Origin of the sequence: Paenisporosarcina macmurdoensis, from assembly GCF_042658845.1 — a bacterium.
GTDB classification, from domain to species: Bacteria; Bacillota; Bacilli; order Bacillales_A; family Planococcaceae; genus Paenisporosarcina; species Paenisporosarcina macmurdoensis.
This window is the reverse complement of the sequence record NZ_JBHSRI010000018.1, coordinates 489,030-508,598: the sequence shown is the minus strand read 5'-3', so window position 1 is coordinate 508,598 and position 19,569 is coordinate 489,030. Positions and strand designations below refer to the sequence as shown.

20 protein-coding genes and 1 riboswitch are annotated in these 19,569 nt (G+C 38.0%); of the genes, 15 read left to right on the top strand and 5 right to left on the bottom strand.

From position 1 onward, the window contains the following. Positions 1-2: 2 nt before the first annotated feature. Positions 3-815 carry a sulfurtransferase gene (locus tag ACFPYN_RS12325; protein ID WP_377734549.1) on the top strand — a complete coding sequence of 271 codons (813 nt, stop codon included), beginning with the start codon at positions 3-5 and terminating at the stop codon, positions 813-815. A 602-nt stretch (positions 816-1,417) separates the two neighbouring features. Here ACFPYN_RS12325 and ACFPYN_RS12320 read toward each other — a convergent pair. Beyond that, positions 1,418-1,642 (bottom strand): DUF2187 family protein, encoded by a 225-nt coding sequence (locus ACFPYN_RS12320; RefSeq protein WP_108585823.1) that lies wholly within the window; start codon positions 1,640-1,642, stop codon positions 1,418-1,420. Between the two features lie 213 nt (positions 1,643-1,855). Between ACFPYN_RS12320 and ACFPYN_RS12315 the strand changes: the two genes are divergently transcribed. After that, positions 1,856-3,301 (top strand): DEAD/DEAH box helicase, encoded by a 1,446-nt coding sequence (locus ACFPYN_RS12315; protein WP_377734548.1) that lies wholly within the window; start codon positions 1,856-1,858, stop codon positions 3,299-3,301. Between the two features lie 64 nt (positions 3,302-3,365). On the opposite strand, the gene ACFPYN_RS12310 is transcribed toward ACFPYN_RS12315, so the two are convergent. Next, positions 3,366-4,265, bottom strand: a complete 900-nt coding sequence (locus ACFPYN_RS12310) for a diacylglycerol/lipid kinase family protein (RefSeq protein WP_377734547.1) — start codon at positions 4,263-4,265, stop codon at positions 3,366-3,368. A gap of 525 nt (positions 4,266-4,790) precedes the next feature. Between ACFPYN_RS12310 and ACFPYN_RS12305 the strand changes: the two genes are divergently transcribed. The 9 genes from ACFPYN_RS12305 to thiW all read left to right on the top strand — a co-directional run bounded on the left by ACFPYN_RS12305 (position 4,791) and on the right by thiW (position 13,109). Next, positions 4,791-6,956: an ATP-dependent helicase gene (locus tag ACFPYN_RS12305; protein ID WP_377734545.1), complete on the top strand. Its 2,166-nt coding sequence runs from the start codon at positions 4,791-4,793 to the stop codon at positions 6,954-6,956. Positions 6,957-7,021: 65 nt separating this feature from the next. Further along, entirely contained in the window at positions 7,022-7,948 is a 927-nt protein-coding gene (locus ACFPYN_RS12300) for a hypothetical protein (RefSeq protein WP_377734543.1), read from the top strand. 116 nt (positions 7,949-8,064) lie between these two features. Beyond that, positions 8,065-8,895: a type II pantothenate kinase gene (gene coaW / locus ACFPYN_RS12295; protein ID WP_377734542.1), complete on the top strand. Its 831-nt coding sequence runs from the start codon at positions 8,065-8,067 to the stop codon at positions 8,893-8,895. Positions 8,896-9,086: 191 nt separating this feature from the next. Continuing rightward, entirely contained in the window at positions 9,087-9,287 is a 201-nt protein-coding gene (locus ACFPYN_RS12290) for a cold-shock protein (protein WP_016427350.1), read from the top strand. A gap of 211 nt (positions 9,288-9,498) precedes the next feature. Then, positions 9,499-9,601, top strand: a riboswitch (TPP riboswitch). A gap of 86 nt (positions 9,602-9,687) precedes the next feature. Continuing rightward, entirely contained in the window at positions 9,688-10,371 is a 684-nt protein-coding gene (tenA, locus tag ACFPYN_RS12285) for a thiaminase II (protein WP_377734541.1), read from the top strand. 1 nt (position 10,372) lies between these two features. After that, positions 10,373-11,164, top strand: a complete 792-nt coding sequence (gene thiM, locus ACFPYN_RS12280) for a hydroxyethylthiazole kinase (protein ID WP_377734540.1) — start codon at positions 10,373-10,375, stop codon at positions 11,162-11,164. Then, complete coding sequence (gene thiD, locus ACFPYN_RS12275) at positions 11,155-11,988, top strand: bifunctional hydroxymethylpyrimidine kinase/phosphomethylpyrimidine kinase (RefSeq protein WP_377734538.1); 834 nt, start codon at positions 11,155-11,157, stop codon at positions 11,986-11,988. The genes thiM and thiD overlap by 10 nt, the downstream gene beginning before the upstream one ends. Next, positions 11,936-12,619, top strand: coding sequence for a thiamine phosphate synthase (gene thiE / locus ACFPYN_RS12270; RefSeq protein WP_377734537.1), 684 nt, complete (start codon positions 11,936-11,938; stop codon positions 12,617-12,619). The genes thiD and thiE overlap by 53 nt, the downstream gene beginning before the upstream one ends. 1 nt (position 12,620) lies before the next feature. Next, the gene (gene thiW, locus ACFPYN_RS12265; protein WP_377734536.1) at positions 12,621-13,109 is read left to right on the top strand and encodes an energy coupling factor transporter S component ThiW; all 489 of its coding nucleotides are present in this window, start codon (positions 12,621-12,623) and stop codon (positions 13,107-13,109) included. Positions 13,110-13,253: 144 nt separating this feature from the next. Here thiW and ACFPYN_RS12260 read toward each other — a convergent pair whose 3' ends face one another. Both ACFPYN_RS12260 and ACFPYN_RS12255 read right to left on the bottom strand, forming a co-directional pair. Then, positions 13,254-13,649 carry a ribonuclease HI family protein gene (locus ACFPYN_RS12260; RefSeq protein ID WP_377734535.1) on the bottom strand — a complete coding sequence of 132 codons (396 nt, stop codon included), beginning with the start codon at positions 13,647-13,649 and terminating at the stop codon, positions 13,254-13,256. 12 nt (positions 13,650-13,661) lie between these two features. Continuing rightward, on the bottom strand, positions 13,662-14,345 hold the full coding sequence (locus tag ACFPYN_RS12255; protein WP_377734534.1) for a queuosine precursor transporter: 684 nt from the start codon (positions 14,343-14,345) through the stop codon (positions 13,662-13,664). A 198-nt stretch (positions 14,346-14,543) separates the two neighbouring features. Between ACFPYN_RS12255 and ACFPYN_RS12250 the strand changes: the two genes are divergently transcribed. Then, a complete protein-coding gene (locus ACFPYN_RS12250; RefSeq protein WP_377734533.1) occupies positions 14,544-14,735 on the top strand; it encodes a zinc-finger domain-containing protein in 192 nt (63 codons plus the stop codon). Positions 14,736-14,779: 44 nt separating this feature from the next. Here the strand turns inward: ACFPYN_RS12250 and ACFPYN_RS12245 are convergent, their stop codons facing one another. Then, positions 14,780-14,986, bottom strand: a complete 207-nt coding sequence (locus ACFPYN_RS12245; protein ID WP_377734532.1) for a cold-shock protein — start codon at positions 14,984-14,986, stop codon at positions 14,780-14,782. A gap of 205 nt (positions 14,987-15,191) precedes the next feature. Between ACFPYN_RS12245 and ACFPYN_RS12240 the strand changes: the two genes are divergently transcribed. From ACFPYN_RS12240 to ACFPYN_RS12230, 3 genes are read left to right on the top strand one after another with little or no spacing between them, the layout of a single operon-like run. Continuing rightward, positions 15,192-15,827 (top strand): HD domain-containing protein, encoded by a 636-nt coding sequence (locus ACFPYN_RS12240; protein ID WP_377734531.1) that lies wholly within the window; start codon positions 15,192-15,194, stop codon positions 15,825-15,827. Next, the gene (locus tag ACFPYN_RS12235) at positions 15,824-17,701 is read left to right on the top strand and encodes an ABC-F family ATP-binding cassette domain-containing protein (protein ID WP_377734530.1); all 1,878 of its coding nucleotides are present in this window, start codon (positions 15,824-15,826) and stop codon (positions 17,699-17,701) included. Before ACFPYN_RS12240 ends, ACFPYN_RS12235 begins: the two co-directional genes overlap by 4 nt. A gap of 29 nt (positions 17,702-17,730) precedes the next feature. Continuing rightward, a complete protein-coding gene (locus ACFPYN_RS12230) occupies positions 17,731-18,846 on the top strand; it encodes a conserved virulence factor C family protein (RefSeq protein WP_377734529.1) in 1,116 nt (371 codons plus the stop codon). The last annotated feature ends 723 nt before the right edge of the window (positions 18,847-19,569 follow it).

The following is a 19,569-nucleotide window of genomic DNA, read 5'->3' as shown; positions in this document are numbered from 1 at the left end:
GGATGGGCACAGTGTGGAAATCAGCTAAAGAATTAATGAATTCACCTATTCGATGGGTAGATACACGATTTTCATTGCAAAATGCACAGGCAGGTAGAAACTTGTATGAACAAGGACATATTACAGGCGCTGTGTATTTGGATCTTGAACAAGATTTATCTGATATGACAAAGACAACTGGACGTCATCCACTTCCAGACAAAGGAACGATGCAGGAACTTTTTGAATCTCATGGATTCGACTATGAAGATCATATTGCAATTTACGATCAAGGCGGCATGCCTTTTGCTGCTCGTGCGTATTGGATGTTTTGTTATGCAGGATTTCCACAGGTTACGTTGGTTCGTGAAGGCTATGATGACATAGTTGATTTGGGGATCGAAGTAACGACTGTTGAACCGAGGTATAAAACATCTTCTTTAACTCTTAAATGGAACGAAGACATTTATTCTAGTCGTCAGCAAGTAAAAGACGTTACAGAAGGTAAACAAGGTGTTCTTTTAGATGCTCGTTCAGCACCTAGATATGCAGGTGAGCATGAGCCTATAGATAAAGTCGCTGGACATATCCCGTCAGCACGAAATTTGGACTGGGAATTGTTAAAACAAGACCAGCAGTTTAAAAACATATTGGATGTGTTGCCTGAACTAGAATCAGTAGTCCATATGAATGAAGAAATTACGGTGTATTGCGGAAGTGGGGTAACCGCTGCGCCTTTATATGCGATGTTAAAAGAAGCGGGATTCCCAAAAGTGAAGTTATATGTAGGAAGTTATAGTGATTGGATCACACAATATCCAGTTGAAAAAAGTTAAAAAGAGAGGTCCATTGTCTTGGATTTCTTAAAAAGATAAGAAAGTATATATTTTAAAAGCCATGAACCCAGTGTTCCTAGTATTTTAAAGAATAGTCTGGTTACCGATTCCCTTGATTTCCGTTCCAGGCGGACACTTTCCGCGGGCGAGGTCGAGCCTCCTCGGTCGCAAAATGCTCCCTGTGGGGTCTCGACTGACTCGCTTTTCCCGCTGGAGACGCCGCCTTCCACTACAATCAAGTCAATGTGTGTTCGAATCAATTTTAATTATAATACTCCTGCGCATCTTCTAATCAATGCGTATACGACATAAATATAGAACGCAGCTATCGAATAAAGTAGCAAAAGAGCTCCCGAAATTGTATCTTCGGGAGCTTGTTTTTTGAGTATGACAGCTTCTATATCCCGCGTTATAATGAAGAGGTGTGGCGAACATCATGCCCCTTCATAATGCCCCGGCTATAATAAATGTAGCAAAAGTCAGTCCAAAGCCCTCCGAAAACGAAAGAAAACAGGTTTTGTACTTAAATGGCCTTGCGTTTTTTTTACTTTAAAATGAACAAACAAAAAACGAAGAGAATTTTTCTCTTCGTTTTTGTGTTTTTATGTGAATACTTTATAATTTTTATGTGATACTACTGTTAAGTTTGAAGCGGCACCAATTTTTTTGGCATCTTCTTGAGAAATTTCAACGATACAAGAATTTTCTAGTATTTTGAAAATCGTAGCTTCAACTTCCACATCACGACGAACAAATGAAATTTTCTCTCTAATTCTTCTAGCTTGTACAAATTCTGATACTATTTTTTCATGTTTTTGAAACGTCAATTGAATTCCCCATTTCTATACAACTTATTTCAAATCGAATCCGTAATGCCCAAAAAAGAGCCCACATAATTCTCTTGAGAAATTTGTCGTATTATGAAGTTATTATTTTTTTATTATAACATAGTTTTCTGTTTTAATCTATCACACCCGATTACTTGGTATACTAAGGAAACAATAAAGAGTTGAAAAACTCTTATATAAAGGGAGAGCTAAATGACAAACACAAATTTTAAAGATTTCGGTATCTCATACGACATACTTCGCGCATTAAAAGGATTAGGATTTACATCACCAACAGAAGTGCAAGAAAAAGTTATTCCAATCGCACTGACTAAAAGAGATATATCTGTTAAATCTCAAACAGGTAGTGGTAAAACAGCTGCTTTCGGTATTCCAATTTGTGAACTAGTTGACTGGGATGAAAACAAACCACAAGCTTTGGTACTAACACCAACACGAGAATTAGCCATGCAAGTATCGCAAGACATTATGAGTTTTGGCAGATTCAAGCGAATTAAAGCAACCGCTATTTACGGGAAACAGCCTTTCGCATTTCAAAGTTCAGAGTTAAAACAAAAATCACATGTTGTAGTCGGCACCCCCGGTCGTGTAATGGATCATATTGAACGAAACACACTAGATTTAAGCAAAGTTGAAATTTTGGTTATTGATGAAGCTGACGAAATGTTAAGCATGGGCTTTATCGAACTAGTTGAGTCAATTATTAGCCATTTGCCCAAAAAGCGCTTGACTATGCTGTTTTCCGCGACACTTCCAAAAGACGTTGAAAAGCTTTGCCATAAATATATGGACAATCCCTTGGATATTGAAATCGAGAAAACAGAGAGCATAAATCAACAAATTGAACACTCCGTATATGTTGTGAAAGAAGCAGAGAAATATGCATTATTAAAAGACATTACAATTGTTGAAAGCCCTGATAGTTGTATCATTTTCTGTCGTACAAAAGATAATGTCGATAAAATAGTCGATTTATTACATGACGATGGGTACACAGTGGATAAAATTCACGGAGGAATGGAACAAGATGAACGTTTTAATGTCATGAATGATTTTAAACGCGGTGACTTCCGTTATTTAGTAGCAACTGATGTTGCTGCACGAGGAATTGACATTGATCGTATTTCACATGTAATTAATTACGATATGCCTCTTGAAAAAGAAAGCTATGTCCATCGTACAGGTCGTACAGGAAGAGCTGGAGAATTAGGGAAGGCCATTACTCTTGTAACGCCATACGAAGACAAATTCCTTGCTGCTGTTGAAAAATATATTGGTTTTAATATCGATCAAAAAGATGCTCCATCAAAACAAGATGTGGTAATAGCGAAAGCAGCATTTAAAGAAAAAATGACTCAACAACCTGAGCTTAAGGTTGATAAAAATGAGCAGTTAAACGAAAATATCACGAAATTGTACTTTAATGGTGGTAAGAAGAAGAAAATCCGTGCCGTGGATTTTGTTGGAACCATTGCTAAGCTAAGTGGAGTAACTGCTCAAGATATCGGGATCATCAAGATTCAAGACAACGTATCTTACGTGGAAATTCTAAACGGTAAAGGTGCTATCGTATTGAAACAGATGAGAGATACAACTATTAAAGGGAAATTACTAAAAGTTCACATAGCAAACAAATAATAATATTATGTAAACTTAAATATTCCTAAACAAAACGCAGTTGCTACTTAAAGCAACTGCGTTTTTATTCGCTTTCAACCGGTACTAAAAATTGAATGGATTTTGGCTTTAATTTAATCTCGATAGGTGTTTGTAAATATATTTCTCCATCAGTATCTACATTTTTCGGTTCCTCTGTACGAATGATAATATGTTGCCCGGTGTAATGTGTTACATTCGTCAAATCATCCGGTATCACATCTGTTTGAGCGAGTGAAAACCATTCGCGAATTGCTAACATGGTGGACGATTGAATTAACAAAACATCCAGTACTCCATCACTAGGATCAATATCATCGAGCGGGAAGCGATGGGTACCAATTGATTTTCCATTCATAACGAGGATCATGACCGCGTGCTCATCATAGGATATGCCATCAATCTCAAGATAAATTGGAAAAGGTTCGCTTTGTTTAAACGTTTGCAATGCACTCATAAAATAGCTTAACTTGCCGTATTTCCCTTTTAAATCAGGATTAATATTCTCAGAAGCCTCTGTAATTAAGCCTATTCCAGCAAAATTCATAAATAAATTATCATTAATCTGTGCAATATCAATATCCCGTACAATACCATTCACAATTTCATGTGCCGCTGCGTTTAAGGCGAGCGGAATTCCCAAAGTTCTTGCGAAATCATTACAAGTGCCCCCAGGAAGTAAACCTATAATCGGAAATTCATCTACATTTTCCAACACTTGTACTGCCGTATGCAACGTGCCATCTCCACCCATTAAAAATAGAACGTCCGCATACGAAGCCTCCATGCAAGCGTTTTTAAATTCTTCAGCTGAAAACGTTTGGACAATGGTTAATTGATGACAATGCGTCGCAATAACGGGTACAACTTGAGATAAAGACTGTTCTGCGGAAGCTTGACCTGCTTGTCCATTAAATAACAGAACCCCATGTTTAAATCTTGGCATATTTTCACCTTCTTATGATGTGTAATTTAAATTAAATCATTTGAGTTTACTATAGCATATTTCATGTGGGGTGCATGAATTGGCAAATCAAACGCATGAATAAACGGCATATTTATTTCTATAGCTGAGCGAGTATGGCAAGTCTTACCCATTAGTGCAGATACAGAAGACTATTGCTAGAAATGTTCCTAAAGATGATTCAATTCGCAATCAACCAATCAGTTGTAACTTTGTTAATCAGACAACAGTTAAAATCACACTAATTCACTCTCATTTAATAGAGACGGATTATGTAGAAGCAACATCTGATACGTTTGCGCCGCTTATAATGGTTGGTCAGCAATAGTAAGCCATCTAAAAAGTTACTTAGAAACTGGAAAACCTTTGCAAACCATCCTGGCGTAAATGATTTAATAGTAATCGGACAAATAGCATCACAAAAAAAGCTCTGTTATACTCATAAGTATGTTTTAAATCGTTGTCTTTTATAAGATAGCGATTTTTTTGTTGAAAAGGAGTTTTACTATGACCGATTTTTTTGATAGACAAGCGAGGACACATAATGTTCGTTTGAATAAAGTGCAACAAAAAGCGGTTCTCCAAACGCAGGGACCCCTGCTATTATTAGCATGCCCTGGCTCTGGAAAAACGACCACACTAATTATGAGGATTGGCTATTTAATAGAAGAAATTGGGGTTACACCTAAACGAATCAAAGCAATTACATTTAGCCGTGCTTCGGCGAATGATATGAAATCACGCTACGAACAGTTTTTTCCATCATTAGGACAAGTCGATTTTTCGACGATTCATAGTCTGGCGTTTTCAATCGCATCACGCTACTTGAAGAGTCAAGGAATTGCTTTCACTATGATTGAAGGAACGCCAAATTCGAATATCCCTATGAAATCACAAATTTTGAAAGATCTTTATAAACAAGCATTGAAAGAAGATTGTTCAGATGATCAATTGCAAGAGATGATGCACTTCATTAGTTTTATCAAAAACTATATGGTTCCTCAGTCGGAATGGGGTCAAGAAACCTTACCAAATAAGGAAGCTGTCAAAATTGCCATCCAGTATGAAGCTGTAAAATCACAAAATCCTTCCCATTTATGGCTCGACTTTGACGATTTACTTGTCCTTGCATATGAAGCCTTATCCAATGACGAAACGATTCATGCTGCTTTTTCTAATTTGTATGACTATGTGTTAACTGATGAAAGTCAAGATACTTCGCGTCTTCAGCATGCAATTGTTGAACAACTCGTATCTTCTCACCAAAATCTATGTGTGGTTGCAGATGATGACCAAACAATCTACTCATGGCGAGCTGCAGACCCATCGTATTTGCTCAACTTTAAAGAGACCTATCCAAACGCAAGCATATTGAAGATGGAACAAAACTATCGTTCATCACCCAATATTGTCTCAGTGGCCAATCAATTAATTAAAAGAAATACAAAACGATACAAAAAAGAGATGTTTACAGAAAACAGCATGAGTAAAGACATTGAATTAAAACAATTACATGATGACCAAGCTCAAATGCGTTATGTCATTTATGGCCTGCTAGATTTAAAAGATACAGGAAGTGCAGCCATTTTATTTCGAAATAATGCGAGTGCCATCCTCTATATCAGTGAACTTGAGCGGCGAGGTATCCCGTTTTATATGAAAGATGTAGATCAACGATTTTTTTCTCACTGGGTTGTAGAAGATATCTTGAATTTCATGCGCTTAAGTTTTAATTTAGAACGGAAAGATATTTTCTTAAAGGTTGCACGCAAATTCAATTTGTATTTATCAAATGATCAAATTCGTAAATTTGAACGTATAGAAGAGGTAGGCAATGTCTTTCAATTACTATCGCGACACGTCCAATTAAAGGAATATCAAATACAATCCTTGCTAGCCTATGCAAAAGTATATGAACAAATGAAGATTTCACGCCCTAAAACTGTCATCAAGCTAGTAAGGGAGCAACTTGGTTTTGAACAAATGTTACAGAATCGAGCCGAAAAATTTGGCTTTCGAATTGAAGTATTACTTGATATCTTGAGCACACTTGAACAAATAGCTGAGCCTTATACGACAATGGAAGCATTTGCGAAGCGATTAAAAGATTTAGATACGCTCACACAAAAAGCCAAGAAAATAAAAGATCCGAAAGCTGTTACACTTTCAACGTTCCATAGTGCCAAAGGATTAGAATTTGATCATGTGTATATGATTGATTGTCATAATGGTACGATACCTTCTGAAGAAGATACGCGTGATACAGAAAAGCTTGAAGAAGCAAGACGCTTATTTTACGTTGGAATGACAAGAGCTCGACATCATCTCGAATTGTTGACATATGTAGCAAAAGACGGAAAAGATAAGACGGAATCCCGCTTTGTAAGTGAAGTTAGAAGTATTATATTAAAAAATAAAAAACAACAAGAGCAAGCAATTTACCAAAAAGAGCATGCGCATCCACACACTATATATGAAGCCAACGCACTCACTGTGGGATTAGCGATTGTTCATACAAAGTTTGGTGAAGGGCATATCGTTCGCATCAAAAGTGATCGTGTAATTTTGCAATTTGCTGATACTCAAAAAGAACTCTCCATTCAAATGATTCTGGATAAAGCTTTGTTAGCAAAAAACATTCCACTTGAGCAAGGCAAACCGATTGTTAAGTGATTGTTACACGAGCGTCATAAAGTATTGGTAGTATAGGTAGGAATCTATAAAGGTTGGTGGTTTATATGAACAAAAGAATTAGCTTAAGTCAAGGTAAACTAGAAAAATGGGAAGAATCATTTGTTCCTGAAAAAGATATATTTTTTCTACGTGAACAAGATCTTCACTTACTCCAAGAATTCGGGAAAAATTGCTTATTATTCTCTAAAGAAGAATTTTCAAATCATCCTACGTATGCTGCTATTTCATATGCAAGTAGCTATACATATTGGACGTTAACAGAGGATATCACGACAGTTGTGGTATTACCGCATCGAGTATTTCCTTCTTTGAAAGACTCCGTTAAGACAGCTGTTTTAACGATTCAACACGAAGTAGGAAGAGGTCTTATTTTTGAAGGTAGCTATTTCGAAGGGATATTAAGAGAACCAGCTAAGTCATTACTTTTACCTTATGAATTCGTCTCTAATAATCAACCATATATAGGCATCCAAAAAGAAGTTTGGAATCAACTGCCAAAATCGTTGAAATCAGATTTACTAAATCGAATTGCCTATGATTATGATACACCAGGAGTATTTGATCCATATGTTCCTGCTGAAAGTATGACAAGTACTTATAATAATACCTATCCAAATCAACATGGCCCAAATTGTTTATCATCCACTTTGTTTTTGGCTGCTTCCATTTCAGAAGGTGTAATGCTCGATTGGATAATTAAGGAATGGGTTCATCCTACGACATTTATGAATGGACTTGCACAACTAGGCTATAAAGAAGCTCCTCTTTCAAAGGATGCCATGTTCCCGCATGATATTTTAGTTTGGAGAGACAAGCAAGAACACATTGTGCATGCGAGTTTCCATATTGATAAACATTATTTTTTCAATAAAAATGGACAAACATTCTTCAACCCATGGAAAACAGTTCACATGAGAGAGCTAGATGAACAGTGGGGTATGCACACTGTAAAAGTGTATCGAACCAAGTAAGTTAAAATAAATTGTTGTTAAAACGGATGGTTTTCTCTAAACTGTATATAATTACGTATGAAAATTTGAGCGTCGCCTAAAAGCGATGCTTTTCATTTGTTCAAAGGAGAATGAACATGGTCCAAGCAATAGGCATAGATGTAGGCGGCACTTTAACCAAAGTAGCTTTCTTTGAACATAATCAACAACTAAAATTATTACATTTTCCATCTGTAGATCTACATATAGTAAGTGAATGGATTACCTCGTATAAAGAAGATATTCAAATTGGCCTAACAGGTGGTCGTGCGGAGCAGTTAAAAACATTTTTACGTTCTCATGAAAATCTTCAATATTTAGTGGAATTCGATGCAACGATTGCAGGAGTGAACTATCAATTAAAAAAAGATAACCACGAATTTACGGATGCAGTGATTACGAATATTGGAACAGGTACATCTATTCATTCACTCAAAGGGACTGAACACGAACGAATTGCTGGTACCGGTATTGGAGGAGGCACCTTACTCGGAATGTCTGCATTAATGACCGGAATTCATCAATTCGATGAAATCGTCGAACTATCAGCTTTAGGTAGTCGCTCAGAGGTAGATATGTTGGTGAGTGATATTTACTTTGGCAACAAAACACCTATTGATGGAGGATTAACGGCGAGTAATTTTGGAGATGCCGGACTAAGACCCCTAATGGAACGATCAAAAGAAGATGTATTAGCAACAGTTCAAGGATTAGTTGGAGAAGTTATTTCCACGTTAAGTATTCAATGCGCTTTTGCTGAAGACATCGAACATATTGTCTATATTGGTTCCACTTTAGCGAACAATGAACCGCTTCAAAAGATTATTGGAAATTATACTAAGCGTAAAAAACGAACACCAATATTTCTCACAGACAATGGTTACAGTGGTGCAATTGGCGCTCTTTTAAGCAAAATAGATGGAAAATAATTCATAATTAAATTCCATTTTTCTTGAAAATGCATTAACTTTTCATTTGCAATAATCGGGAATTCATGTTACATTAATAGAGGATTATTTTTGTTCGGATATGAGTAAGACTTGTAAGAGATTTATCTCCACGATTTGAGCAAGGATAGTAACACAATGTGTACAATTGTACACGAGGAGGATATACACATATGGAACAAGGTAAAGTGAAATGGTTTAACTCAGAAAAAGGTTTTGGATTTATCGAACGTGACGGCGGAGACGATGTATTCGTACATTTCAGCGCTATTCAAAGCGAAGGTTTCAAATCTCTTGACGAAGGTCAAGAAGTTACTTTTGAAATTGAGCAAGGCCAACGCGGTCTTCAAGCTACTAACGTAAACAAAGCTTAATTTTAAAAATTAACCTATAAACAGACTCTCCTCGGAGAGTCTGTTTTTTTTCGTGCATAAAGACAAAAGGACGCGAGAGCATTTGAGCGCACAAAATGGAAGCGACAAATAGCATAGCGGTTCCCATAATGTAGGGGTTCAGAATAATTTTGTAATTTATTTTTGAGTGTTTTATTTTTATATGCTATAGTTGTGTCGACAAAAGAATATCGCTATCCACTAGGGGAGCCGTTTAACGGCTGAGACGAGCAGAGCTCGGACCCTTTGAACCTGATCTGGATTATACCAGCGGAGGAAAGTGGGCGAACGTATGCTTATTTGTATTTTTCTGCTACCTACAATCGCCGCTTTCCTTTACTGGAAAGCGGTGTTTTTATTTGCCAAAAAGGAGATGGAGTAGATGACATTTTGCAAAGAAGTACGTATTGAGTGTAATGATTTATGGGAAGCGAGTTTCAATCACCCCTTTGTAAAAGGAATTGAAGACGGGACATTGTCGCTTGATGTGTTTAAGTTTTACGTGATGCAAGACGCCTATTATTTAACTCATTTTGCAAAAATTCAGGCAATTGGTGCTGTAAAGGCTGTGGATTTGAAAACAACTAAAAGCTTTGCTCATCATTCCGAGCAAACTTGTGCTGCAGAAATGGCTTTACATGAGTCATTTATGGAATTGCTTAGTGTGAACGAAAAGGACTGGGCAAATTTTGAGCCATCTCCTAGTGCCTATGCTTATGTTTCTCATATGTACCGTTCGGCAGAAGGAGATTTGGCAGATGTATTAGCTACAATTCTTCCATGCTACTGGCTTTATTATGAAATAGGAGAACAGTTAAAAGATGCTAAACCGGATCATCCCATTTATCAAAGATGGATTGCTACATATGGATCGGAATGGTTTAGTGAGCTCGTGAATGAACAAATTGACCGAATGAACCATCTTGCAGAGAACTTGCCGGACAAAAGACAGAAAGAATTAAAAGAAAGATTCCGCCGAAGTAGTTATTACGAATGGAACTTCTGGGAACAAGCGTGGACGATGGAATCTTGGACAGTAGAGGATCAAAACAAGGTGGGGGTGTAACATGTTGGATTCATTACGCACGAAACAACCAATTGTTCACTGTATCACCAATCATGTGGTGTCAAATTTCCTGGCAAATGGTTTATTGGCGTTGGGGGCTTCCCCGATTATGGGAGAGGCACATGAAGAGGTAGAGGAACTGGCTTCATTAGCAGATGCGTTGTCGTTAAATATAGGGACTTTGGATAAACAATCTTTACAGAGCATGCTTTTGGCGGGTAAAACGGCGAACAGCAAAGGAATTCCGGTCGTATTAGATCCTGTTGGAGCAGGAGCTACTTCTTTTCGACTTGCTGCTACTCATCAGTTGCTTGATGATGTGGATATTACTGTACTGAGATGTAACGTAGGAGAATTGGCTGCGATTGCTGGCGTTGAGTGGCAGGCGAAAGGCGTAGACGCGGGTGAAGGTAATGTAAATGTCGTCGAATTGGCTAAGCAAACAGCACTGAAATATCAATTCATTGTTGCAGTAACCGGAGAGACAGATGTTGTGACAGACGGCGAGAAGACGGTTGAAATTCCTTATGGGTCCCCACTTATGTCATCAGTGACAGGAATGGGTTGTCTATTAAGCAGTGTGGTTGCGTCCTTTTTAGCGGTATCACCGGCAAATGATTTGGTAGCCGTTTCGAGAGCGCTTCACTATTACGCGATTTGTGGAGAAAGAGCAGCACAACTTTTAAAAGGTCCGGGAACTTTCCAATTCGCTTTTTTGGATGAGCTGGCAAAACCGGATAATCTTAATGCTGGAGAGCGAATCCGTGTAGAGGATGGTGTCTTATGGAAATGATGAAACAAGTGCTGACGATTGCCGGATCAGATTCAGGTGGTGGGGCTGGGATTCAAGCGGACATTAAAACATTTCAGGAGCTAGGGGTTTATTCCACTTCAGTTATAACTGCAGTAACTGCTCAAAACACACAAGGAGTGACTGACATTTATCCAATGGCTAGAAATGCTGTAGAAAAACAACTCGATGCTATTGGTACAGACTTTCAGATTGCTGCTTTAAAAACTGGCATGCTTTTTCAAGCGGACATCATCGAAGCAACGGCCCAAGGAATCAAAAAGTATGACTGGCAAAACGTTGTGGTCGATCCAGTCATGATTGCAAAAGGAGGAGCATCCCTTTTACAAAAGGAAGCAGTTTCTGCTTTGATAAAACATTTACTTCCTTTAGCTACTATCGTGACACCAAATATTCCTGAAGCGGAAGTCTTAAGCGGTTTAGAAATCCATGATTCGATTTCGCGCTTGCGAGTGGCTGAGAGAATCATAGCTACAGGTGCAAAGGCAGTCGTGATAAAAGATGGGCATGGAACAAATCGATTTTTCACAGAGGACTTTTACCTCGACTATTTGGGAGATTCAATGATTATTCGCTCACCGAGGATTGTGACAAATCAAACACATGGTACTGGCTGTACCTTCTCAGCCGCACTAACAGCAGAGTTAGCCAAAGGAAAGAAAATGGGAGAAGCTTTATATACAGCAAAACAATTCATATATGCCGCTCTTGCTCATCCGTTACATATTGGTTCGGGTCACGGACCGACCAATCATGCTGCATACAATAAAGCTGCTGTTAAGGAAGTGGTGCAACTTGTTAAATAGACCAGCGATTTATTTCATAATGGGAACTGGTAACGCTCGAAAGAGGGACCCGTTAGTACTTCTTGAACAAGCACTTATTGGAGGAATAAGCCATTTCCAGTTGAGGGAAAAGGGTCCGGAGGCATTAACAGGAATAGCCTTGAAAAGGTTTGCTTTGGAATGCCAAAGACTGTGCAAAGCCCATCGAGTGCCGTTCATTGTTAACGATGATGTAGAATTAGCGATTGATATCGGAGCGGATGGCGTCCATATCGGACAAGATGATCTACTATGCGAACTAGTCCGCTATCGTATTGGAAAAGAGAAAGTTCTTGGAGTTTCAGTCCATTCAATGGAGGAAGCAAAATGTGCCGTTGAAGCGGGAGCGAATTACCTTGGAATGGGGCCAGTTTTCAGAACTCACTCGAAAGTAGATGCAAAAGAACCGGTAGGGGTTAATAAAATCATGGAAGTCTCTAGACAGTATCCGGAGATTCCAATAGTAGGAATAGGTGGAATTACGCCAGACAATGCAGAAACCGTTTGGAAAGCCGGTGTTTTCGGGATTGCCGTCATTTCGGCATTGGCAGATGCTGAAGATGTTATAGGGGAAGTAAACAGATTCAAGGCTCTAAGCGAAAGGGGGAGGTAACATGAAATCTAAGCAAATAGTGCTAATGGCAATGTTTGTTGCGATAGCTGTCGCTGGTGCCGCTTTTGTTTCGTTTCCGGCAGGAGTCGCACGCGCCTTTCCAGTTCAGCATGCTGTTAATGTTATGGCGGCAGTTCTGTTTGGTCCAGGACCTGCTGTATTAATTGCTTTTTTGACGGGTGCCATTCGTATATTGACAGGAACAGGTTCGCTATTAGCATTTCCAGGTGGAATGATTGGAGCATTTTTGGCAGGAATTCTTTACATGGTTTCTGGACGAGTATGGTTTGCAGCGGTAGGTGAAATAATTGGAACGGGCATTATCGCTTCATTGGTCGCTGTCCCATATGCCAAAATATTAATGGATACTGAAGTAGCAGCACTTTTCTTCATGCCAGCATTTTTGGTTTCGAGCTTAAGTGGCGCTTTGTTAGGTGTCGTCTTAGTGGTTAGAATAAATAAGCTTAAAATAAGGCATGTTTTGTATTAATGGTTTTCTTATGTTAGGAATAACATAAGGGGCTGACCCCATAAAGGTCCAGCGAGCTGTTGGGGCTAGCGATATGTAATTCAAAGCTCTAAAAAACTTATACTTTCTATTTGTAAACATAAGGACCCTTGAGCATTTGAGCGCTCAAGAGTCCATTTTTCGTATAATAGCTTGACGTGCTAATTGGTCAGCTGCAAGATTTGACTTAGACGGAATCCATTTAATAAAGAAGAAATCAAATGTATCAGCAATCTCTAAAGCTTGATCTAGCCATTCTTTATACACGGGGCTTTTAACAAATCGTTTTTCAACAGCAGCAACGACAACCTGTGAATCAGACCTGACAGATATGAACTCTTTGGAAAGTTTTTGTGCTTCCTCTAGACCTCGTAATAAAGCAATAAATTCAGTCGTATGATTATCGTAAATCCCCACATACTTTGAAAATCGAAGCTGATGGCCTTCTCCTTTGATGAAAATCCCTACACCGCTTGGTCCGGGATTTCCAGCACTCGCTCCATCAATATATACCTCAAGCATACATTCAACTCCCTATTTTTCATCCACTGGTGTTATACGTTTTGCTAAATATCCAAAAGGAGTACCAACAATTGACACAAGGAATTTCAATACATAAGTAGAAATAAATATACTAATCCAAACATCTGTCGGGTAGACACCTAAAAATGCAATGGAAGTAAATATGAGCGTATCTAGCAATTGACTGAGCATCGTTGAACCGTTGTTACGAATCCAAAATGCGCCGTCAGAAGGAAATAATTTACGTAAGAAACTAAAGATAAAAACATCTGTATATTGACTTATGATATATGCAATCATACTACCAAGTGCGATTCGTGGGATTAAGCCGAAAATCGTCGTTAGCGACTCTTGTGCAAAATCGTCGGGAGCAGGTTCAAATTGCAAAACAACCTGCATGATAATCGTCATCATAATTAAAGATGAGAATCCTAACCACACGGCTTTTTTTGCTTCTTTTTTACCGTATTTTTCATTTAAGATATCGGTAACCAAGAAAATACTTCCGTATACAGCATTCCCAAGTGTAGCGGTTAATCCAAAAATTTCGATGAGTTTTACTACTTGAATGTTTGCTAAAACGGTTGCAAATCCAACCCATACAAACAATCCTGTTCTGCCAAAAAATTTGTACATGAGTAATACGAATATCATGTTCAAAATAGCAAAACCTATTCCGAGTACTTCATTAAACATATATATCCTCCTGTAGTTTTGATAACGCGGGAGCTAGCGAACCGCGTATAAACATGTCTTGATTTCCAACCTGACAATTATAATGGCAGTTGCAAGTAAAAGCAATGCAGGTGTAAGATAAAGCTATGTTTTTGACAGGTTTTCGATATAAAACATACCAATGTAGGCAAGTAAGTCTATAATGAAAGGGTGAAGCAATTGAATAAACTTACAGTTATCAATGAAATCGATGATTTGCTTGAGACTTATTGTGATGGTTGCTTCATTAAAAGAGAGCTAAAATCAAACGGTGGAAAAACATTAGCACATCGTTTTTGTATTAATAGTTGTACGGTCGGGGATCAGTTGAAATTTTTAGGTCAAGAATTGAATAAAGTAAAAACGAAATAACATACACATATAAAACCCACCAATCGAAGGATTGGTGGGTCATCTTATGATGAAATTATTAACACATTTGCGGCTTGTGGACCACGAGTTCCCTCGATAATTTCGAAGGACACTTCTTGACCTTCCTCTAACGTTCTGAACCCTTCTGCTTGGATTCCAGTAAAATGGACAAACACATCGTCACCATCATTATAATCAATAAATCCATATCCTTTTTCGGTGTTAAACCATTTTACTTTGCCATGATGCATGAACGTTCCTCCTCGTAGGGGTAGAGTGAAATGTCAATTTCTCGATCCGCAACACACAAAATATTCTGTGAATGGATGGCTATACTATACATTATTTGTCGAACCTAGTCAATTATTTGTCGAATCGTTCTGTTGCGAATAGAATGTAATCTATGCAATGATAGAATTAGTGAGTTTAGTCGCTCGGTAAGGAAGGTAGAACCAAATGAATGCCATTGAAAAATGTGAACACTTAGTAAAAGATATTTATCTTCATTTTGATGCTAGTCATGATTTTCAACATATTGAACGTGTCAGACATAATGCACAAATGATTAGTAAAGAAGAAGGATTAGTGCGTCTTGATATCATAGAACTGGCAGTATTACTCCATGACGTTAGTGACGTTAAATATAGTGGCAATGAAGGTAAAGCAAAAGAGACAGCAATATTAGATCAACTGCAACTATCGCCAACTGATCGCCAATGGATTGTTGATATAATTGAATCAGTTTCTTTTAGTGGTGGTCACGAAAAAGAAGCACTAACAATCGAAGCGAAAATTGTGCGTGATGCAGATAGACTGGATGCTATTGGTGCAGTCGGAATCGCTCGAACATTTGCTTTTGGTGGCGCAAAAGGCAGAAAATTATATGACTGGTCAGAAACCGCAAGAGTGAATATGTCTGAACAAGAATACCGTTCAAAAGAAACATCATCTGTGACACATTTTTATGAAAAATTATTACTGTTAAAAGATTTAATGGTAACCGAGACAGGAAAAAAACTAGCCTTGCAAAGACATGAATTTATGTTGGCATTTATTGACCAACTTAAAATAGAAACGAGTGAAAAATTATGAGCCATTTAATAGTTTCAAATTTAACAAAGACGGTTGGAGAAAAGACATTATTTGAAAACATCGATTTTACCATCTATGCTGGTGAACGTGCAGGTTTAATTGGCGTAAACGGTACAGGAAAATCGACTTTCCTATCAATCATTTCGAAACAAATTGAAGCGGATAGTTTAACAATGGACCATCCTAATCAATACCGAATTGCATTTTTAGAGCAAGATCCTCAGTTTGATGATGATTTAACTGTACTTCAAGCAGTATTTAGTGGAGATTCACCTGCCTTAGTCACTAACCGAAAGTATGAAGCAGCTTTAGATAAGTTAAATGAGGATTCCTCATCTGTTGAATATCAGGATGCGTATATGGAAATCCAATCTCAAATGGATCTAAATAATGCTTGGGATATTAACGCAATGGCTAAGACTGCCTTGCAAAACCTTGGAATAGACATGTTCGATCGAAAAGTAAATGAACTTTCTGGTGGACAACTTAAACGTGTTGCATTAGCAAAAGTGTTAGTGGAACCAGCAGATTTAATATTATTAGATGAACCTACTAACCATTTAGATGTGCAATCATCAAAATGGTTACAAGAAAGTCTAGCGCGTCTATCAAGTGCGATTATTTTCGTTACCCATGATCGCTACTTTTTAGATGGTGTATCTACACATATCTATGAAATTGCTGACCAAACCATGTATACACATCGTGGAAATTATGGAGACTATTTAGAAGCTAGAGCAATCCGTGAAGATATGGCGGCTTCTTCTCAGTCAAAACTACAAAACCGTTTCCGTGCAGAATTAAAATGGATTCGTCGTGGTGCCAAAGCAAGAACGACTAAACAAAAAGCTCGTATCCAACGCTTTGACAAATTGGACGAACAAATGGTACGCAACAATGACAATACTTCTCTAGACATGAAACTAGCAACAACTCGTCTAGGGAAAAAAGTGCTTGAAGGAATTGATTTGTCAAAAGCGTATGACAATAAACAAATCATTAAAGACTTCTCATTCTTACTTCAACCAGGTGATCGTATTGGTATTGTAGGACCAAATGGTGCTGGGAAAAGTACGCTTATCAATATGTTAGCTGAGAAAATCATGCCAGATAGTGGGGAATTGAGTGTTGGTCAAACCGTTAAAATCGCTCATTTTGAGCAAACCATCCCGCCAATGAATCCAAATACACGCATGATTGAATATGTCAGAGAGTCTTCAAACGATATTGAAGGTGCTGATGGTATAAGACAATCAGCTGCACAAATGCTTGAGCGTTTCTTATTCCCACTCAATGGTCACGGAACTCCGATTGGTAAATTATCAGGTGGGGAACGTAAGAGACTTCATTTATTAAAATTATTAATGGAATCACCAAACGTTTTATTATTAGATGAGCCAACAAATGATTTAGACATTCAAACGTTATCAGTTCTAGAAGATTTCATCGAACAATTCCCGGGTGTTGTTATTACGATTTCGCATGATCGCTTCTTCCTAGATCGTATCGCGAATAAATTATGGGTACTTGATGGAAAAGGAAATACACGTGAAGTACAAGAGATTTATTCTGACTTCCTAGATCAAGCACCAGAAATTATGGTTGAACCAGTTGTTATAGTAGAACAACCAGAACCTGTTAAAACGAAAGAAACAAAAAAGAAATTATCATTTAAAGAACAAAAAGAATGGGAAACCATTGAAGCTGACATCGAAAAAGTAGAGGGTGCCATTACCGTTGCTGAAAAAGATGTTGAATCTGCCGGCGCAGATTTTGAGAAACTTCAAAAAGCTACAAGCCACTTAGAAGCTTTAAATGAACAATACAATCAATTAATTGAACGATGGACATATCTTCAAGAAGTTATTGGCTAATGGTACAATATGGGTAGGAGGGATTTTGCGTGAAAATACTTACAATTGAACCAACACCAAGTCCAAATACAATGAAAGTTATTGTGGATTTTGAACTTCCTTTTGGGAAAAGTTTTAATTATAAAAAAGATGAAAACTTAGAAGCTCCAAAAGAGATTCTTTCCATATTAAATATTCAAGGTGTCAAAGGAATTTACCATGTTGCAGATTTTTTAGCGATTGAGCGTCTTGCTAAAAATGACTGGGAACAAATTTTAGCAGAAGTGCGTACTGTTTTTGGTGAGAAGCATGCGGCAGTTGAAAGTGATAAGGAATTAAATGAACACTTTGGTGAAGTAACCGTGCATGTCCAACAAATTAAAGGTATTCCACTTCAAGTCAAAGTATTCGACCAAACTGCTGAAGAACGTTTAGGACTTTCACCTCGTTTTGTTGAAGCGATGAATGCAAGTATGAAAGAGCAAGACGAAAATTACATCTTGCAGCGTAAATGGGCAGATTTTGGTGTGCGTTACGGTGATAAGAAAGACATTGCCGAACAAATCAAAGAAGAAATTGAAGCTACCTATCCAGATTCCCGATTACAACAATTAATTGAAGACGCAAAAAGTCCTAAAAATGAAAGTATTGCACGAGGTCGTCACGTTTCCTTAGAGGATTTCCAATTAGACGCGTGGCAAGATCGATTCCAATTACTTGACCAAATGGCTAATCCGTCTGTAAATGATTACGCACTTCTTGACCAAGCCTTACAAGATGACCAAATGTCCATTCGCCGACTAGCGACAGTGTACTTAGGGATGATTGACGACGAAAGTGTTATTCCTTATATGGAAAAAGCTTTGCAAGACAAAAGTCCATCAGTCAGACGTACGGCTGGAGACTGCATGAGCGATCTTGGATTCCCACAATTTGAAGATGCCATGAAACTTGCTTTAGGCGATAAAAACAAACTGGTTCGATGGAGAGCAGCGATGTTCCTGTATGAAACAGGCACTGAAAATTCACTTCCTGCACTTCACCAAGCAACAGAAGATGCCGAATTCGAAGTGAAATTACAAGTAAACATGGCCATCGCTCGAATCGAGCAAGGCGAAGAAGCAAAAGGGTCAGTTTGGAAACAAATGACCGAATCAAGAAATTAATTTAAACTAGAAATAAGGTAGTGAAAAGTGATGCGGACACTTTTCACTACCTTTTGTTATGTATGGAAGAGCCGAGATTTCATATGGTTGTGTGGGGGCTGTATCATGACTAGTCAACTAGTAATGAGACGTCTTTTGAGGTGCAATTTCAATTGTGATAAATTTATCGCTCAATCTAGAGATTTATCGCTCAAACTCATCTCAGCACCTAGTTCACTTATTGAAACAACAACCTCCACACAAAAAATAGTCACAAAAGCTTTACGCGATTTCTCCAATCTAAGAACTTTTGAATAGCTTTGTTTTCGCTGCGCTCCTGTTTAAACAATCATAACTCAGTTTTCCAGAGAGCTTTGGAAAGCACTATGCTCCACCCTTATAACTACTACAGGTAATTTTGCGGCTTGGCTACTTTCATCGCTTTCGGGTAAATTTTTCATTAATTTCGGTTTACTTATAAATCGACACCATCTTTAACACTAACGAGCCCACGAGAGTTAAGAGTGCTGATGAAAGTCATCGCTCGATTTTCTATAGCGTTACTTTTAACACAAATCCTTAGAATAAATAAAGCAGGATGAGGCCGAAATATCATCTTCGGCCGAATATCTATAGAAAGAAACCAACGATTCCCTAGTAAACCAAACGATCCTAACTGTGCCCATCCAGGTTGCAAGGGAGCGAAGGACGTACATCCGCAGCAAGATGATCTGAAAAAAGCAA

Coding starts and splice junctions, on each gene's coding strand:
- ACFPYN_RS12300 (WP_377734543.1), top strand. CDS start 7,022: ATGAACAAAAGAATTAGCTTAAGTCAAGGTAAACTAGAAAAATGGGAA.
- thiE (WP_377734537.1), top strand. CDS start 11,936: ATGCTGCATACAATAAAGCTGCTGTTAAGGAAGTGGTGCAACTTGTTA.
- ACFPYN_RS12325 (WP_377734549.1), top strand. CDS start 3: ATGGGCACAGTGTGGAAATCAGCTAAAGAATTAATGAATTCACCTATT.
- thiW (WP_377734536.1), top strand. CDS start 12,621: ATGAAATCTAAGCAAATAGTGCTAATGGCAATGTTTGTTGCGATAGCT.
- tenA (WP_377734541.1), top strand. CDS start 9,688: ATGACATTTTGCAAAGAAGTACGTATTGAGTGTAATGATTTATGGGAA.
- thiD (WP_377734538.1), top strand. CDS start 11,155: ATGGAAATGATGAAACAAGTGCTGACGATTGCCGGATCAGATTCAGGT.
- ACFPYN_RS12305 (WP_377734545.1), top strand. CDS start 4,791: ATGACCGATTTTTTTGATAGACAAGCGAGGACACATAATGTTCGTTTG.
- ACFPYN_RS12310 (WP_377734547.1), bottom strand. CDS start 4,265: ATGCCAAGATTTAAACATGGGGTTCTGTTATTTAATGGACAAGCAGGT.
- ACFPYN_RS12290 (WP_016427350.1), top strand. CDS start 9,087: ATGGAACAAGGTAAAGTGAAATGGTTTAACTCAGAAAAAGGTTTTGGA.
- thiM (WP_377734540.1), top strand. CDS start 10,373: ATGTTGGATTCATTACGCACGAAACAACCAATTGTTCACTGTATCACC.
- ACFPYN_RS12255 (WP_377734534.1), bottom strand. CDS start 14,345: ATGTTTAATGAAGTACTCGGAATAGGTTTTGCTATTTTGAACATGATA.
- ACFPYN_RS12315 (WP_377734548.1), top strand. CDS start 1,856: ATGACAAACACAAATTTTAAAGATTTCGGTATCTCATACGACATACTT.
- ACFPYN_RS12240 (WP_377734531.1), top strand. CDS start 15,192: ATGAATGCCATTGAAAAATGTGAACACTTAGTAAAAGATATTTATCTT.
- coaW (WP_377734542.1), top strand. CDS start 8,065: ATGGTCCAAGCAATAGGCATAGATGTAGGCGGCACTTTAACCAAAGTA.
- ACFPYN_RS12260 (WP_377734535.1), bottom strand. CDS start 13,649: ATGCTTGAGGTATATATTGATGGAGCGAGTGCTGGAAATCCCGGACCA.
- ACFPYN_RS12235 (WP_377734530.1), top strand. CDS start 15,824: ATGAGCCATTTAATAGTTTCAAATTTAACAAAGACGGTTGGAGAAAAG.
- ACFPYN_RS12245 (WP_377734532.1), bottom strand. CDS start 14,986: ATGCATCATGGCAAAGTAAAATGGTTTAACACCGAAAAAGGATATGGA.